Annotated in this window: 15 protein-coding genes; 8 read left to right on the plus strand and 7 right to left on the minus strand. The window is 63.2% G+C overall.

Features of this window, described 5'->3' with window-relative positions; translation table 11 throughout:
• The first annotated feature begins 118 nt into the window (after nt 1-118).
• Nucleotides 119-1,708 carry an alkyl hydroperoxide reductase subunit F gene (gene ahpF, locus ACEQXE_RS08855; protein WP_370178538.1) on the plus strand — a complete coding sequence of 530 codons (1,590 nt, stop codon included), beginning with the start codon at nt 119-121 and terminating at the stop codon, nt 1,706-1,708.
• Between the two features lie 65 nt (nt 1,709-1,773).
• On the opposite strand, the gene ACEQXE_RS08860 is transcribed toward ahpF, so the two are convergent.
• Nucleotides 1,774-2,127, minus strand: coding sequence for a hypothetical protein (locus ACEQXE_RS08860; RefSeq protein WP_370178540.1), 354 nt, complete (start codon nt 2,125-2,127; stop codon nt 1,774-1,776).
• Between ACEQXE_RS08860 and ACEQXE_RS08865 the strand changes: the two genes are divergently transcribed.
• On the plus strand, nt 2,126-2,923 hold the full coding sequence (locus tag ACEQXE_RS08865) for a DUF3800 domain-containing protein (protein WP_370178541.1): 798 nt from the start codon (nt 2,126-2,128) through the stop codon (nt 2,921-2,923). The genes ACEQXE_RS08860 and ACEQXE_RS08865 overlap by 2 nt on opposite strands.
• Nucleotides 2,924-3,050: 127 nt before the next feature.
• Here ACEQXE_RS08865 and ACEQXE_RS08870 read toward each other — a convergent pair whose 3' ends face one another.
• Nucleotides 3,051-3,983, minus strand: a complete 933-nt coding sequence (locus ACEQXE_RS08870; RefSeq protein WP_370178543.1) for an IS1595 family transposase — start codon at nt 3,981-3,983, stop codon at nt 3,051-3,053.
• Nucleotides 3,984-4,248: 265 nt separating this feature from the next.
• Here ACEQXE_RS08870 and katG point away from each other — a divergent pair, with 265 nt between their 5' ends.
• A complete protein-coding gene (katG, locus tag ACEQXE_RS08875) occupies nt 4,249-6,465 on the plus strand; it encodes a catalase/peroxidase HPI (RefSeq protein WP_370178565.1) in 2,217 nt (738 codons plus the stop codon).
• Nucleotides 6,466-6,692: 227 nt separating this feature from the next.
• A complete protein-coding gene (locus ACEQXE_RS08880) occupies nt 6,693-8,225 on the plus strand; it encodes a catalase (RefSeq protein WP_370178545.1) in 1,533 nt (510 codons plus the stop codon).
• A gap of 9 nt (nt 8,226-8,234) precedes the next feature.
• On the opposite strand, the gene ACEQXE_RS08885 is transcribed toward ACEQXE_RS08880, so the two are convergent.
• The 3 genes from ACEQXE_RS08885 to ACEQXE_RS08895 all read right to left on the minus strand — a co-directional run bounded on the left by ACEQXE_RS08885 (nt 8,235) and on the right by ACEQXE_RS08895 (nt 10,673).
• Nucleotides 8,235-8,654, minus strand: a complete 420-nt coding sequence (locus tag ACEQXE_RS08885; RefSeq protein WP_370183777.1) for a Smr/MutS family protein — start codon at nt 8,652-8,654, stop codon at nt 8,235-8,237.
• A gap of 140 nt (nt 8,655-8,794) precedes the next feature.
• On the minus strand, nt 8,795-9,982 hold the full coding sequence (locus tag ACEQXE_RS08890) for a murein transglycosylase A (protein WP_370178549.1): 1,188 nt from the start codon (nt 9,980-9,982) through the stop codon (nt 8,795-8,797).
• 28 nt (nt 9,983-10,010) lie between these two features.
• On the minus strand, nt 10,011-10,673 hold the full coding sequence (locus ACEQXE_RS08895) for a Tim44/TimA family putative adaptor protein (RefSeq protein WP_370178552.1): 663 nt from the start codon (nt 10,671-10,673) through the stop codon (nt 10,011-10,013).
• 251 nt (nt 10,674-10,924) lie between these two features.
• Between ACEQXE_RS08895 and secB the strand changes: the two genes are divergently transcribed.
• The 4 genes from secB (at nt 10,925) to ACEQXE_RS08915 (ending at nt 14,886) form a co-directional block, all read left to right on the plus strand.
• Nucleotides 10,925-11,461, plus strand: a complete 537-nt coding sequence (gene secB / locus ACEQXE_RS08900; RefSeq protein WP_370178554.1) for a protein-export chaperone SecB — start codon at nt 10,925-10,927, stop codon at nt 11,459-11,461.
• Between the two features lie 27 nt (nt 11,462-11,488).
• Nucleotides 11,489-13,060: a murein biosynthesis integral membrane protein MurJ gene (gene murJ / locus ACEQXE_RS08905; protein ID WP_370178557.1), complete on the plus strand. Its 1,572-nt coding sequence runs from the start codon at nt 11,489-11,491 to the stop codon at nt 13,058-13,060.
• Nucleotides 13,061-13,075: 15 nt separating this feature from the next.
• The gene (trpS, locus tag ACEQXE_RS08910; RefSeq protein ID WP_370178559.1) at nt 13,076-14,098 is read left to right on the plus strand and encodes a tryptophan--tRNA ligase; all 1,023 of its coding nucleotides are present in this window, start codon (nt 13,076-13,078) and stop codon (nt 14,096-14,098) included.
• Between the two features lie 125 nt (nt 14,099-14,223).
• Nucleotides 14,224-14,886, plus strand: coding sequence for a DUF4136 domain-containing protein (locus ACEQXE_RS08915; protein ID WP_370178560.1), 663 nt, complete (start codon nt 14,224-14,226; stop codon nt 14,884-14,886).
• 58 nt (nt 14,887-14,944) lie between these two features.
• Here the strand turns inward: ACEQXE_RS08915 and dut are convergent, their stop codons facing one another.
• On the minus strand, nt 14,945-15,403 hold the full coding sequence (dut, locus tag ACEQXE_RS08920) for a dUTP diphosphatase (protein ID WP_370178562.1): 459 nt from the start codon (nt 15,401-15,403) through the stop codon (nt 14,945-14,947).
• A partial coding sequence (locus ACEQXE_RS08925) for a phosphopantothenoylcysteine decarboxylase (RefSeq protein ID WP_370178563.1) occupies nt 15,387-16,120 on the minus strand: 734 nt, incomplete at its 5' end. The genes ACEQXE_RS08925 and dut, both read right to left, overlap by 17 nt.

Genomic DNA, 16,120 nt, shown 5'->3' on the forward strand with positions numbered 1-16,120 from the left:
ATGCCGAGAAGCCCAACGGCTGATCGGTCCGGTGGCCCGGTTCCCTCCCTCTCCCCCAACTAAGGGGCCGGGCCACCAATCACCCCGTTCCATTTTCCAGCACCAAAGGGACATCGCCATGCTCGACACGCAGATGACGCAGCAATTGAAGCAGTACCTCGCCAACCTGCGCGAACCGGTGGAGCTGGTCGCGTCGCTGGGCGATGACGACAAGTCGCGCCAGACGCGCGAGCTGCTGGAAGAGATTGCCGCGCTGCACGAGATGGTCAGCGTCGATCTTGGCGGCCATGACGAGCGCAAGCCCAGCTTCATCATCCGGCGTGCGAGCCATGCTCAGAAATGGGTCCGCTTTGCCGGCCTGCCGATGGGGCACGAATTCACCTCGCTGGTGCTGGCGCTGCTGTGGGCAGGCGGACATCCCCCGAAGGTCGAGGAAGACCTGCTGGAGGACATCCGCCGGATCGAGCAGGATCTGGAGTTCGAGATGTTCTTCTCGCTCTCGTGCCATAACTGCCCCGAGGTGGTGCAGGCGCTCACGCTAATGGCGCTGGAGAACCCGCGCATCACCGCCACGCTGATCGATGGCGGTGCGTTCAAGGACGAGGTCGAAGCCCGCGATATCATGGCGGTGCCCGCGACCTTCCTGAACGGCGAGAGCTTCTACAACGGCAAGATCGAACTGGCGCAGATCCTCGAACGGCTCGACACCGGCGCAGGCGCCAAGGCGGCAGCGAAGCTGAACGAGCGCGAGCCATACGAAGTGCTGGTGATCGGCGGCGGGCCTGCCGGGGTTGCGACCTCGGTCTACACTGCGCGCAAGGGCTTCCGTACCGGCATCGCGGCGGAACGCTTCGGCGGGCAATTGCAGGATACGCTGGGGATCGAGAACCTGCCCGGCACCGCCTATACCGAAGGACCGAAGCTTTCCGCCGACCTCGACGAACAGGTTAAGGCGAACGAAATCGACAAGATCGACCTCGTCCAGGCCGAAGCGCTGATCCCCGCCGAGAAGGAAGGCGGATTGCACAAGGTCCGCTTCGCCAATGGCGGCGAGCTTTCGGCCCGCGCGATCATCCTCGCAACCGGTGCACGCTGGCGCAACCTGGGCGTGCCGGGAGAGCAGGAATACCGCAACAAGGGCGTGGCCTACTGCCCGCACTGCGACGGCCCGCTGTTCAAGGGCAAGCGGATCGCGGTGATCGGCGGCGGCAATTCGGGCGTCGAGGCGGCGATCGATCTTGCCAAGATCGTCGGCCACGTGACGCTGATCGAATTCGACACCGCGCTGCGCGCCGATGCCGTGCTGCAGAACAAGCTGCGCAGCCTCGACAATGTCGAGATCGTGACCAACGGCCAGACGACCGAGATTACCGGTGACGGTACCCGCGTGAACGGACTGGTCGTGAAGGATCGCGAAAGCGGGGATGAGCGCACGATCGAACTGGAAGGGGTGTTCGTGCAGATCGGCCTCGTCCCTAACACCGAGTGGCTGAAGGACAGCGGCCTCGAATTGTCGAAGCACGGCGAGATCGTGACCGACGAGCGCGGCGCAACCAGCCTCCCCGGCATCTTTGCCGCGGGCGATGCGACCACCGTGCCGTACAAGCAGATCGTGGTGGCGATGGGCGAAGGCTCCAAGGCCGGGCTCACCGCCTTCGATTACCTGATCCGCACCGAACCGGCAGACGCCATCGCACAGGCGGCATAAGGCCTATTATCTAGGTGATTGTATAGATTGCAAACACGCCAAGAGAGCGGTGCTGGGTCGGTCCGTTAAGCCGGAGCCTCAACGCAAGCCGCCCAGTGCTCCAGTTCGGCAAAGAAGCTGCCCGGATTCTTCATGGTTTCGTGGGTGTCAGTGACGACGAGATTCCGCACATTTCCATTGATGTTTAACGGAACGATATGCCCAACTTCCGGCATTTCATCCAACCATACTGACGTAATAGCGCGAGGCTTGTCGTCGCCTCGCACGAGCGTCACGAACACGCCATCGTCCGCATTTGCCATTGCACGGATATGCTTGGCGAATTGAGCCTCGCTTTCGTCACATCCCAATTCGCGTGCGAGGGCTTTGAACTTGTCGGATTGACTCTTTTCGCCACTATCTGTCTGTTTTCTTGTCATGGCAGGCTACACAGCTTTCATTGATGAGGCGGGCTCAGAAGGCGACCCCGATCTTAAGGGCGGATTTGAGTTCATAATCCTATCTGCCGCTGTCTTCCGCAACACAAACTATCAGTTTGCGACAGAGATTTGGCTTGAAGCGGCTTCAAGGCTGAAAAAGAAGCCAAACCACTTCGACCGCGATTTCAAGCGAATTAAATCGGACCGTGAGAAATACCTAATCACGGCAATGCTAGCCCGTATCCCCATGCGTTTTGCGACCGTGATTGTCCACAAACCTTCTCTCACGCAGCTTGGTGCTAAATATGGCGATATATACCACTACGCCTCTCAGCTCATTTTAGAGCGCATTAGCTGGATATGTCGAGACGCCGACAAGATCGATGCTGAACCAGACCCCCGTTGCAGGATTCTATTTTCCGAACGTCAAACCCTGAGAGCCGATCGCTTCATTGAATATAGTGAGAGGATTTTGGCGAACAAAGGCAAGCGACAATCGCGAGTTGAGGCGCGGCACATAGACCTCGCTCTGGTGTCGGACCGGCCCCACAAAGATTGTCCCTCTTTGCGTGTCGCTGACTTCATTGCAGCATCCTTCGGGGCGGCTTTGGAAACAAACAGGTCGCTAGGAATAACTGATGATAGATTCATCGTGAATCTCATGCCCGCAGCCTATCGACCGAAAGGTAAAAAAGTGTGGTCCAATGGCGTTAAGCTCTTTCCGCCAGAAGCAGAGACCGAAACGACGCTCCTTGACGAGGATCGGTTCAGGTGGGCCAAAACTCACTGTAAATAACGGGAAGCCGGTTCCTTCTTCCCCGTGCCCTCAACCCGCCCGCAGGCGGTATGGTGGGACAACCCAAAGGCACTTCCCGTAACTTTCAACTAATAAAAACCGCTGGGATTGTCAAGGTTCCCGGCCTTTACGCGTTAGCCCACCGATAGGTCAGGCGCTTACCTACAATGCCCTTCAAGGCCATGCTGGCGCGGTCATTGTCATTGCAGCCCAGCTTTTCGCGATTGTTATAGCGGAACTCAAACTCCGCCAGATAGCGGTGCAGATGGTCCTCACCGCAGTGCTGGTAGATGCCTTTCATGCCGCGCTTGAAGATCGAGAAATAGCCTTCGACCGTGTTGCTGTGGATGCTGCGATCCTCAAGATTCACGTATTCACCCTTGCCGTGGCTCGTGGTGCCATGCGCAGCGAAAAACTTGCCAGCGTCTCGGTATCCGCTGTGCTCATCCGTCATGATGCGCGCTTCGCGTTGCACGTTGGCGATCACCAGCGGCATGAGGGTTTCGGCCTTCACATCATCAATGACCATTGTGCGGGCCTTGCCGCTATCGCGGTCCACCAGTGCCAGCACCTTCATCTTGTGGTGGAAGGCGCGCTTCTTGGGCATACCCTTCTTGCGGCCAATGAACGTCTCATCGACCTCAACCGTGCCACCATTGCCACCCATGGGCGGAAGGTCGCTACCGTCACGCATTGCCTCACGAATGCGGTGCAGCAGGAACCAAGCCGACTTGTAGGTCACTTCCAGCGTGCGATGAAGCTGGTGCGCGCTGATACCCTTCTTGCTGCTCGTCACCAGATATACAGCCTGAAGCATCTTATGGAGCGGGATGCGGGCATGTTCGAACACCGTGCCGATCTTGACCGTAAACTGCTTCTTGCAGTCGCCACAGCGCCACAGGCCGACACGGATGCGCTTTTCAGGGTTGGCCTTCACCTTCGTGATCCGGTCCACGCCGCCACAGTGCGGGCAGACAGGTTCGCTTCCCCAGATCACGCCCTCAAGATAGGTGAAGGCGGCTTCCTCATTGTGGAAATAGGGCTTCGAAAGAACGGACATGCTGCTTCAATCTCCTTACGGATTTTGTAGCAGATTCAGCCCGTGTTTGCAATGTATATAATCGCCATTATCTAAGACAGGATGCCAGACGGCGTCACCCTTCAACGCGGGTGGCGCCGTTTTCGTTCGCGTCTACATCTCTGCCCATCATTCATCGCATAATCCAATCAGTTCAAGCCAATTAATCGATTGGAACTATCAAAGCGAACGCGTCATTCTCCTCTCGCAAAGGCGGCATGAGTCGCCCCAGACGAAGGAGTGGATGATGGACGCGAAAACTGGTGAAATGAGCGGCGGATGCCCCTTCCATGGCGATGGCGGCACGCGCAACCTGTTCGGGCGGACCAACCGCGACTGGTGGCCGGACCAGCTGCAGCTCGACATCCTGACCACCGACGGCCGCAGCGCCGACCCAATGGGCGAGGATTTCGACTATTGCGAAGCGTTCAACGCCCTCGATTACAATGCGCTCAAGGCGGATCTGACCGCCCTGATGACCGACAGCCAGGAATGGTGGCCGGCCGATTACGGCCACTACGGCCCGTTCTTCATCCGCATGGCATGGCACGCAGCGGGCACCTATCGCACCGGTGACGGGCGCGGCGGTGCATCGAGCGGCCAGCAGCGCTTCGCCCCGCTCAACTCGTGGCCCGACAATGGCAACCTCGACAAGGCGCGCCGCCTGCTGTGGCCGATCAAGCAGAAATATGGACGTCACATCAGCTGGGCCGACCTGTTCATCCTGACCGGCAATGTCGCCATTGAAAGCATGGGCGGGCCGACCTTTGGCTTCGGCGGCGGCCGCAAGGACGTGTTCGAGCCCGAGATGACCTATTGGGGCACCGAGGAACAATGGGTCGACGAGGGCGTAGCAACGCGCATCATCCCCGATGAGGGCAAGGCGCTCGAAAACCCGCTCGCCGCGATCCAGATGGGCCTGATCTACGTCAACCCGGAAGGCCCCGGCGGCAACCCGCACGATCCCGAGGGCATGGCGCGCGACATGCGCGAAACCTTCGCCCGGATGGCGATGAACGACGAGGAAACCGTCGCGCTCACCGCCGGTGGCCACGCCTTCGGCAAGTGCCACGGCGCTGCCCCGTCCGATACCTTTGGCAAGGCACCCGAGGGTGAGAACCTGCACCACATGGGCTTCGGCTGGCTGACCGACCCCGAGGAAATCGGCAAGGGCCACATCACGACCTCGGGCATCGAGGGCGCATGGACCCCGAACCCGACCGAGTGGGGCAACGACTATTTCCGCCTGCTGTTCAAGTACGAGTACGAGCTGACCCAGTCGCCTGCCGGTGCCAACCAGTGGACCCCGGTGAACCCCGATCCGGAAGACATGGCGCCCGACGCGCGGGACCCGAACCAGAAGGTCCCCACCATCATGACCACCGCCGACATGGCGCTGAAGCGCGACCCGGAATATCGCAAGATTTCCGAACGCTTCCTCAACGATCAGGCCGCGCTCGACGATGCCTTTGCCCGCGCCTGGTTCAAGCTGTGCCACCGCGACATGGGGCCCAAGGTCCGCTACATGGGCCCTGAAGTCCCGAGTGAAGACCTGATCTGGCAGGACCCGATCCCCGCAGGCCGCGAAGTGTCGGACACCGCCGTCACCATCTTCAAGGACAAGGTCCTGAATAGTGGCCTGTCGGTTGCCGAACTGGTCAAGGCGGCCTGGGCCTCGGCCTCGACCTCCCGCAATTCGGACCATCGCGGCGGCGCCAACGGCGCGCATATCCGCTTCGATGCGATCAGGAACTGGGCGGTCAACGATCCCGACGAACTGGGCAAGGTACTGGCCAAGCTCGACGAGCTGCGCGGCGACATCTCGTTGGCCGACGCCATCGTGCTCGCCGGTGCGGCAGCGATCGAGAAGGCAGCCAAGGACGGCGGCTTCGACGTATCCGTGAACGTATCTACCGGGCGCGGCGATGCGACCGAAGACCAGTTCGATGCCGAAAGCTGGGAGCCGCTGGAACCCTTCGCCGATGGCTTCCGCAACTACCTGAAGACCAAGGCATCGGTGAAGACCGAGGACATGCTGGTCGATCGGGCGCACCTGCTCGGCCTATCGATGCCGGAAATGACCGTGCTGGTCGGCGGGATGCGCGCACTGGGCGCGGTGAGCCACCACGCCAAGCACGGCGACAGCATCGGGGTGCTGACCGATCGTCCGGGTACGCTCTCGAACGACTTCTTCGTCAACCTGCTGCACATGGGCACGGTGTGGGAAGTGGTCGACGAGAGCGGCGACGAGGAATTCGTCGGCAAGTGCCGCCTGAAGGGGCACGAGAAGTGGCGCGCGACCCGCACCGACCTCGTCTTCGGCTCCAACTCTCAGCTGCGCGCGGTGGCCGAGGTCTATGCCGAGAACGGCCACGAAGAGAAGTTCGTGAAGGACTTCGTGGCCGCGTGGACCAAGGTGATGGAAGCCGACCGCTTCGATCTGACCTACGCGAAATATCACTGATTTCGTGGCCGGGCGGCCTGTGGGTCGCTTTGCCTGAACAACCGAGCCCCCGGTGCCTGCCCTGGCGCCGGGGGTTTTTCCACTGAAGCGGCCAACCGCCTGCGCTGCGCTCAGTAAAGCGATGACGCTGAACGGATTTTCCGTCCACCGCGGTGCGGAACCCGACCCCCTCGGCGCCCGTATCCTGTGTGATCCACTTACCCGCACCGCACAGGAAAGGCGCGACCATGGCCGACCGCAAGACACCCCCCACCACCACCGATGCCGGCATTCGCGTCCAGAGCGACGAGCATTCGCTGACCATCGGCCCCGATGGGCCCATCGTCCTCAACGATCACTACCTGATCGAGCAAATGGCCAACTTCAATCGGGAGCGTGTTCCCGAGCGCCAGCCGCACGCAAAGGGTTCGGGCGCGTTCGGCCATTTCGAAACCACCGCCGATGTCTCCAAATACACCAAGGCCAAGCTATTCCAGAAGGGCGCGAAGACCGATGTCGCAATGCGCCTTTCCACCGTGGCGGGCGAGCGCGGAAGCCCCGACACCTGGCGCGATCCGCGCGGCTTCTCGGTCAAGTTCTACACCGAGGACGGCAATTTCGACATGGTCGGCAACAACACGCCGATCTTCTTCATCCGCGATCCGCTGAAGTTCCAGCACTTCATCCGCAGCCAGAAGCGGCGCGCGGACAATGCCCTACGCGATCACGACATGATGTGGGATTTCTGGACGCTCAGCCCCGAAAGCGCGCACCAGGTGACCTACCTGATGGGCGATCGCGGCGTGCCCAAGAACTGGCGCGAGATGAACGGCTATTCGAGCCACACCTACATGCTGATCAACGCGGATGGCGAGAAGTTCTGGGTCAAGTTCCACTTCCACACCGATCTCGGCGATGGCAACGCGCATCTGACGCAGGACGAGGCGGTCGAGAAGGCGGGCGAGGACAGCGATTATCATCGCCGCGACCTGTTCGATGCGATCCACAAGGGCGATTATCCCAGCTGGACGCTCAAGTGGCAGATCATGCCCTACGAGGATGCCAAGACCTATCGCATCAACCCGTTCGACCTGACCAAGGTCTGGCCGCACGAGGATTATCCGCTGATCGAGGTCGGCACGCTGACGCTGACAGAGAACCCGGTCGACTGGGACACGCAGATCGAGCAGCTGGCCTTTGAACCCAACAACATGGTCCCCGGCATCGGGCTCAGCCCCGACAAGATGCTGCTGGCGCGCGGGTTCTCCTATGCCGATGCACACCGCGCGCGGCTGGGTGTCAATTACAAGCAGATCCCGGTCAACGCGCCGAAGCATGCAGAAGAGGTCAATTCCTATTCACGCGCCGGGCATATGCGCACGCAGAACGCTCTCGACCCGGTCTATGCGCCCAATTCCTATGGCGGCCCCGCCGCTCAGCCGCAGGTCGGCGGCGAGGCGACCTGGCAGGCCGATGGCGAGATGGTGCGCCAGGCCTACACCCTGCGCGAGGACGATGACGACTGGAGCCAGGCCGGCGCGCTGGTGCGCGAAGTGATGGACGATGCGCAGCGCGACCGCTTTGTCTCGAATGTCGCCGGTCACCTTGCCGATGGAGTGAGCGAGAAGGTGCTGCTGCGCGCCTTCGAATACTGGAAGAATGTCGACAAGCAGATCGGCGAACGGATCGAGCAGGCCGTGCGCGACAAGATTGGCGGCAAGTCCGAAGCGCCCGGCATGGCGAGCGCAAAGTCGATCCAGCAGGCCGAAGCCAGCATCTAGGCGCTTGGCTCAGCTCCGCCGGAGCACGATATAGAGCGCCCCGTCGCCGCCGTGCCGCTGGTGCGCCCGGCGCACGGCAGCAATGCCAGCACCATGCTCGCTCGCCGCGAGCCAGTCGAGGATCTTGGCGCGGATCGCCCCGCGCTTGCTACCCCGGTCTGCCGGATCGACCGGGCGCGACTTGCCGGTAACCACCAGCACGCAGCGCGCGCCCATTAAGCGCGCCTGCGCCATCCCGTCCATGAGGCGGGTATAGGCGGCGTCGAGCCCGCGGCCATGCAGGTCCAGCGTGAGTTCGGGCACGATCTCGCCCGCCTTGAGCTTGCGGTCCCAGTGCGAATCGAGATTACCCGGCGGATTGCAACCCGATGATTTAGGCTGCGGTGCAGGCGTGCGCGGCATCGGCACTCTCGCCGGGCGGCGCGCCATCACTGGAGCGGGAGCAGGTGCGGGCAGATTGGCCGCAGGCTGCGCTGGATGCGACCGCAGGGGCTCCACCGTCGCAGCCAGCTTCCGCCACGCGGCGCTTTCCTCCTCGGACAACCCCCTCGGTGACGGTGTCGGCGGTCTCACTGCGCTTTGAGGCGTGCGAGTGTCCCCTTGGGCAGCAGGATCAGCGCCGTGCCCCGCGCGCTCATGCCGCCTGCGACCTCGCGCGAATCGCCGCCATTGCCCCAGAAGGTGTCGAACCGGTTCGCGCCCTTGATGGCCCCGCCGGTATCCTGCGCGACCCACATACCGTCGGCGATGTCGCGGTCCATGTCGAGCACCACCGGCGCGCCATAGGGCACGAAGCGCGGGTCCACCGCTACGCTGTTCCCGCGAGTCACCGGCACGCCCAGCGAACCCAGCGGGCCGCTGGTGTTCAGCTCCCGGAAGAAAACCCAGCTCTCGTTCTCGCGCATCAGGGCTTTGCCTGCCTCCGGGTTCTCGCGGATATATTGCATGATCCCCTGCATCGAACCGGGGTACTGGCCGGGCCCGTCGCCCAGCAGCCCACGCTCGCGCATCAGCCCGCCAATGCCGGTATATCCGTGGCCGTTCTGCCCGGCGTAACCGATCCGCATGACCTCGCCATCGGGCGTTCGTAGCAGGCCCGATCCCTGGATCTGGAGGAAGAAGAACTCCACCGCGTCCGCCGCCCACGCGATTTCGAGGCCGCGCCCTGCAAGCGCGCCATCCTCGATTTCTGCGCGGGTATAATACTCGACGAAAGTGCCCGTCTCGTCGTACCGACCCAGCGGCGGACGACCCTCACGCTCGCTCTCCGGCATGTCGGCGGGCCAGGCCCGCACGAGGTCGTCGGGCATCTTGTAGACCGGCACGTCATAGCCGGGGCGCCGTGTACGGCTGCCGAGAATCTCGGGCTCGAAATAGCCGGTGGCGAAGGCAGCGCCGTCGCCCACCCGTGCAGTTTCGAAGTAGGTTTCGAAGAAAGTGAGCGCGTCTCCATCCCACCGGAATGCCGCAGTACAGGTGCCCAGCCAGTCCTCCCGGCGCGTGAGCCCGCTGGTGTCGTCCTTTTCCGAAGGCCAGTTGCAGCTTGCCCGGTAAGCGGCGAGCGCCGCCGTAGCATCGGCCTGGTCGATACCGAGCGAGCGGAGCGATGGACCCGCCATCACGCCTGCCGCAGCGGCATTCTCCAATACGGGTATAGGCGGAGGATCGATCGGGTCGAATGGCGGCTTGTCGCCCGCAGGGCCGACGCAGCTGGAAAGGGTTACGAGCGCCGCGAGCGGCCAGATCCATTTCAACATCGAGCCCCTCTCCCCGGTCTGTATGAAATCAGCCTTCGTCGGTTTCGACCAGCTGCCAGTCGGGCGAGCGTGAATCGGTCCGCCGCGCAAATGTCCAAATGTCGCGGCTCTCGATCGCATCGTCGAGCGATCCGGCCACCACATTGCCCTCCCCGTCGCGGGTCACAGCGGCAATATCGGCCACGAAGCGAACGGTGATGCGCGCTTCCTTGCGTTCTACCTCGGCGTCGCGGATCGTAGCGTCCTCGATCCGGATCAGGCGATTGTCGAGCGTTTCGCCCGCTTCCTCGCGCGCATCGATCGCGCCTGCAAACCCTTGGTAGACCGAATCGTCGCACAGTTCGCGCAGCGTTTCCTTGTCGCCCTGCCAGTAGGCCTCCAGGATCATCCCGTAGGCGCCCTTCGCCCCTTCGAGGAAGCTGACGATGTCGAACCCGCGATCCGCCGCGATGATCGACTGCACGCCGCGTTCCACCTGCGGCATCACGTCCGGCTTGGCCTGCAGTTCGGTCACGGCTGTGCGCGGGGGTTCGGCAGGCTGTTCCGCCGATGCCTTGCCCGGTCCCTGGAACCGGTCGACGTAGGGCGCCTTCGGCTCTTCCTCATGCTCCGCACGGCGGCCGAGCACCGAGTAGAGCCTCAGGCCCAGGAACACCGCAATCATGGCGAGGATGACGATTTCGGGAATCACTATTCTATTGCACCTGGCTGGTCGTTGGGCGCGCGCCGGACGGGCTTGGCGTGCCGGGCGCGCTGGTTCGGCACTTATTCCCACATGTAGGGGACGATATCAAATGCACAACGCCCCGCGAAGTGTCCCATCGCGGCGATTCGTGCCCGTTGCGGGGCGAGAGAGCGGCTGCTAGGCGGCAAACCAGCAATGCGGGCGATCCACTCAGGCGACACGCCCGACCTATCAACCTTGCAGACAGAGTGAGTTCCATGGCCGACGAAGGCGACGTTCTGACCAACCTAGACAACCAGCCCCTGGGCAATGGTGCCGACAACCAGCCGACTGCCGGCTTCCTTGTGCAATATATCAAGGACCTGTCGGTCGAAAATCCGAACGCACCGGCCGCCTTCCAGTGGACCGACCAGCCGCAGCTGGACCTGCAGTTCAACATCGCAGTCAACAATGTCAGCGACGAAGTCAGCGAAGTCGAGCTGAAGATCAATGCCAGCGCGACCTGCGAAAGCGGGCAGCTGTACATGGTCGAACTGCTCTATGCCGGCCTCGTCGGCATCCGCAATCTGCCGGAGGAACAGGCGCACATGTTCCTGTTTGCCGAGGCTCCGCGCATCCTGTTCCCGTTCGCGCGCCGGGTCATGGCCGATGCGACCCGCGACATGGGCTTCCAGCCGCTGATGGTCGATCCGATCGATTTCAACGGGCTGTACATCCAGCGCATGCAGGAGCGGCAGCAGGAAGAAGGTGGCGCGCAGGCCAACATGGGCGGCCCGGCGAGCGGCAACGCCTGACGGCGGCCCGAGAGGGGAGGCGGGCGGATGAGCCTGCTCAAGAATGTCGGGACGATCGGCGGGTTTACCGCCGTAAGCCGCATCTTCGGCTTCGTGCGCGACGTGCTGGTCGCGCGCGTGCTGGGCGCAACCGCGATGGGCGATGCATGGCAACTCGCCTTCATGCTGCCCAACATCTTCCGCCGGCTGTTTGCGGAAGGCGCCTTCGCCAGCGCCTTCGTCCCGCTGTTCAACCGCCGGATGGAGGAAGATGGCGACGTCAGCGAAGCGCAGGCCTTCGCGGGCGAAGTGCTCGCCGTGCTCCTGCCGATCCTCGTGGTGTTCGCCGCGATCGCCCTGATCGCGATGCCGTGGGTGGTCGGCTATTTCGCGCCCGAGGGGCTGGAGAACGACGGGGACAGCCTGGACGTCGCCATCATGATGGCGCGCATAGCCTTCCCCTACCTTATGTTCATGAGCCTCGCGACGCTGGTCGCCGCGGTGCTCAACAGCCTGTCCAAGTTTGCCGCCGCCGCTGCCGCGCCGATCCTGCTCAATGTCTGCCTGATCGCGGCGCTGGCATATGGCCTGACGCTGGGCGAGGGCGTGGAGGCACGACGCGAGACGGCGATGTGGCAATCCTTCGCGCTGTCGTTTTCGGGCTTCCTGCAACTCGCACTGCTATGGTTCGTGATGCGGCGACAGGGATTCAACATCCGGCTCGTCGCACCGCGCCTGACCCGGGGCGTGCGCGAACTCGGCATCCTGGTGGTTCCGGCGGTTTTCGGTGCAGGCATCTACCAGATCAGCCGCTTCGTCGACCTGTTCTTCCTATCCACCCTGCCGGTCGGCAGCTACACCTATCTCAGCATGGCGGACCGCTGGAACCAGCTGCCGCTGGGCATCATCGGCATTGCGCTGGGCACTGCGATCCTGCCCGCGCTGTCGCGCTTCATCAGCCGTGAGGAATCGGACGAGGCGAGCCGCCTGCAATCGAACGCGATCGAACTGGCCATGCTGCTGACCGTGCCCTGCGCGGTCGCGCTGTTCTTCACCGGATCGGCCTTCGTGCGCGTCTTCATGGCGGGCCAGAATTTTACCGTCGACGATGCGCTGGTCACCGGCGCGGTCGTGCAGGGGCTCGTCCTCGGCCTTCCCGCCTATGTGCTGATCAAGATCCTCACGCCCAACTTCTTCGCGCGCAAGGATACCCGCACCCCGGTCTATACCGCAGGTGCCTCGCTATTCGTGACCGTGGTGCTGAATATCCTGCTGGTGCCGCGTCTCGGGGTGCTGGGCCTTGCGGTCGCCGGATCGGTCGGCGCGTGGTGCAATGTTGCGCTGTTATATGCCATCCTGCGGCACAAGGGGCACTACAGCATGAGCGGGTTTACAGCCTCGCGCGTGGTGCGGATGATCCTGGCTGCCGCCGTAATGGGCGCAGGGCTCTGGTGGCTGATGGATACCATCGATCCCTGGTTCACCGGCAGCGTGGGGGAGAAAGCTTTGGGCATCGCTGCCATTACCGGGCTGGGCATCGCTCTATACGGGGTTGCAGGCGCCGCACTGGGCGTGCTCAACCGCGACACGATTACGCGGCTCATGCGCCGCGCAGGATAGAACAGGACGAATACCATGCGCGTGGTTTCGGGCATCCAGCCCACCGGCAATCTTCACCTCGGCAACTACCTCGGCGCGATCCGCAACTGGGTGCGCATGCAGGACGAACTGCCCAAAGGCAGCGAATGCCTGTTCTTCCTTGCCGACATGCATGCGATTTCGATGCCGCACGATCCCGCCACGCTGCACAGGGGCACGCTGGAAATGGCTGCAGCCCTGATCGCCTGCGGGATCGACCCGGCGCGCTCTGTCCTGTTCAACCAGGCTCAGGTGCCCCAGCATGCAGAGCTGCAGTGGTTGCTGACCGGCACTGCCCGCATGGGCTGGCTGAACCGGATGACCCAATGGAAGGACAAGGCAGGCAAGAACCGCGAAGGCGCCTCCGTAGCGCTTTTCGCATATCCCGTGCTGCAGGCCGCCGACGTGTTGCTATACCAGGCGACCCACGTGCCCGTGGGCGACGATCAGAAGCAGCACCTGGAGCTGGCGCGGGATATCGCGCAGAAGTTCAACAACGATTTCTGCGATGAGGAATCGCCCGTCTTCACCCTGCCCGATCCCTACATCCCGCCACAGGCCGCGCGGATCATGAGCCTGCGCGACGGATCGAAAAAGATGAGCAAGTCCGATCCGTCCGAGATGAGCAGGATCGAACTGGCCGACGATGCCGACACGATCATGAAGAAGGTCAAGAAGGCCAAGTCCGATCCCGATCCGCTGCCGTCCGAGATGGCCGGGCTGGAAGGGCGACCCGAAGCGCTCAACCTCGTCACCATCTACGCCGCCCTTGCCGGCCAGTCTGGCGAGGAGGTTCTGGCGACCTATGGCGGGCAAGGCTTCGGCGCGTTCAAACCCGCGCTCGGCGAATTGCTGGTCGACACGCTGGCGCCGATCTCCAGCCGTTTCCGCGAGTTGCTGGGGGATCGCGAAGCGCTCGATGCAATCCTTGCGCGCGGAGCAGCCATGGCGCGCGAGCAAGCGGTGCCCACCTTGGCCGCCACCTACAAGGCGCTTGGTCTGGTGCGTGGCGGCGCCTAGCGTGCCCTTGAAACCTTTGGCCGTTCAAGGAGTTAAAGGGGGGTTCAGGCAAGCCTGTGTAGCGGGTCGACCACACATGACCGGGGGCGTCCCCAATGGACACCACCCCCGAAAGGGGCAGAGACATGAAAAAACGCAATTTTCTGGCAGCATTCGGTGCACTGAGCCTGCTGGGCGCCGGGCTGACCGCCTGCGCGACCGGCTTCCAGGCAGATGTCTCGCGCTTCCAGTCGAAGCTTCCCGCGCCGCAGGGGCAGACCTTCGCAGTCGTGGCCGACGATCCGGCGCTGAGCGGCGGGCTGGAGTTCAGCCAGTATGCCGGCCTCGTGACGGAAAAGATGGCCACGCTCGGCTACATTCCCGGCACGCCCGAAAACGCCGACCTGCTGGTGCGCTTCGACTACGGCGTCGATAATGGCCGCGAGCGGATCGTCGATTCGGGCCTGCGCGATCCCTTCTTCGACCCCTGGTACCGGTATCGCCCGCGCTATTACCGTACGCGCGACGGCCGCGTCTTCGCAGTTCGCGACCGCCGTTGGGGTTACGGGTTCTACGACCCCTGGTTCGAAGACGACCTGCGCAGCTACACCGTCTATACCAGCGATATCGAGCTGCAGATCGACGATCGCGCGACCGGGGAGCGCCTGTTCGAAGGCACGGCGGAAGCAATGTCGCGCAGCAAGCGGTTGCAGTACCTCGTTCCCAACCTTGTCGAGGCAATGTTCACCGACTTCCCCGGCAATTCGGGCGAGACGGTTCGCATCTCGATCAAGCCGGAAGACCGGTAGGATCGTACCGAAAAGGTGAAAAAGGAAAGGCGGGCCGCACGGGTCCGCCTTTTTCGTTTCAAAGCTTCGCGTGCCCGCCGGTCGAGCCGAAGCCCCCTGCCCCGCGTGCAGTCTCGTCAAGGTCATCGACCTCTTCGAAGCTGGCACGCGTGACCGGCGCGATGACGAGTTGCGCGATCCGGTCACCACGCTGGATCGAGAACGCATCGGTTCCGTGGTTGATGAGCAGGACCTTCAGCTCCCCGCGATAATCGGAATCGATCGTGCCCGGCGCGTTGGGCACCGAAATGCCGTGCTTGAACGCGAGGCCCGAGCGTGGGCGCACCTGGATTTCGTATCCTTCGGGGATGGCGACCGCGAAGCCGCTGGCCACGGCATGCCGCGCGCCGGGCGCCAGCTCCACATCTTCCGCCGCGCACACGTCCATGCCCGCCGCACCATCGCTCGCATAGGCGGGCAAGGCCATCCCTTCCCCATGTGCAAGCCGCTTGATCCTGACGTCAACCTGCCGGGTCATTCATTTCCTCCAGTGCCGCAGCGATCCTCTCGACCAGCTGCGCGGCCACTTCGTTCTTGGGCATTTCGGGCCATTCCTCGACACCCGTGGCAGTGACGAGATGCACATGGTTGTCTGCGCCGCCCATCACGCTATTGCCGATACCGCCCGACACGTCGTTGGCGACGATCCAGTCCGCCTTCTTGCGCTCCCGCTTCGCCATCGCATTGGCGACGACATCTTCGGTTTCCGCAGCAAAGCCGATCAACAGGGGCGGGCGCGCATCCGACGTGGCCAGCGTGGCGAGGATATCGGGGTTCTCCTCCAGCCGCAGCGCGGGCGGAGCGGAAGCGCGCTTTTTCAGCTTGTGTTCGATCACCTCGCTCGCCCGCCAGTCGGCCCCCGCGGCAGTCATCACCGCAATATCGGCGGGCAGGGCATCCCGCACCGCATCGGCCATGTCGCGCGCGGTCTGCACATCGACGCGATCGACACCCGGCGGCGTGGCGAGCTGCACCGGTCCGGCGACCAGCGTCACCCGCGCGCCGGCAGCGGCAGCGGCAGCGGCGATGGCAAAACCCTGCTTACCGCTCGACCGGTTGGCGATGTAGCGCACGGGGTCGATCGGCTCGTGCGTCGGCCCAGCGGTGACGAGGACGTGCCGCCCGGTGAGCGGAGTGCCGCTGAAATCGAAGTCCGGTCCTGCAACGTCCGCAACCTCGTGCGACGAAGCCGAAG

This window comes from Alteriqipengyuania sp. (assembly GCF_964222115.1).
Lineage (GTDB): Bacteria > Pseudomonadota > Alphaproteobacteria > Sphingomonadales > Sphingomonadaceae > Alteriqipengyuania.

Coding starts and splice junctions, on each gene's coding strand:
- ACEQXE_RS08915 (WP_370178560.1), top strand. CDS start 14,224: ATGAAAAAACGCAATTTTCTGGCAGCATTCGGTGCACTGAGCCTGCTG.
- ACEQXE_RS08870 (WP_370178543.1), bottom strand. CDS start 3,983: ATGTCCGTTCTTTCGAAGCCCTATTTCCACAATGAGGAAGCCGCCTTC.
- ACEQXE_RS08865 (WP_370178541.1), top strand. CDS start 2,126: ATGGCAGGCTACACAGCTTTCATTGATGAGGCGGGCTCAGAAGGCGAC.
- secB (WP_370178554.1), top strand. CDS start 10,925: ATGGCCGACGAAGGCGACGTTCTGACCAACCTAGACAACCAGCCCCTG.
- ACEQXE_RS08860 (WP_370178540.1), bottom strand. CDS start 2,127: ATGACAAGAAAACAGACAGATAGTGGCGAAAAGAGTCAATCCGACAAG.
- trpS (WP_370178559.1), top strand. CDS start 13,076: ATGCGCGTGGTTTCGGGCATCCAGCCCACCGGCAATCTTCACCTCGGC.
- dut (WP_370178562.1), bottom strand. CDS start 15,403: ATGACCCGGCAGGTTGACGTCAGGATCAAGCGGCTTGCACATGGGGAA.
- katG (WP_370178565.1), top strand. CDS start 4,249: ATGGACGCGAAAACTGGTGAAATGAGCGGCGGATGCCCCTTCCATGGC.
- ACEQXE_RS08885 (WP_370183777.1), bottom strand. CDS start 8,654: ATGGCGCGCCGCCCGGCGAGAGTGCCGATGCCGCGCACGCCTGCACCG.
- ACEQXE_RS08890 (WP_370178549.1), bottom strand. CDS start 9,982: ATGTTGAAATGGATCTGGCCGCTCGCGGCGCTCGTAACCCTTTCCAGC.
- ahpF (WP_370178538.1), top strand. CDS start 119: ATGCTCGACACGCAGATGACGCAGCAATTGAAGCAGTACCTCGCCAAC.
- murJ (WP_370178557.1), top strand. CDS start 11,489: ATGAGCCTGCTCAAGAATGTCGGGACGATCGGCGGGTTTACCGCCGTA.
- ACEQXE_RS08880 (WP_370178545.1), top strand. CDS start 6,693: ATGGCCGACCGCAAGACACCCCCCACCACCACCGATGCCGGCATTCGC.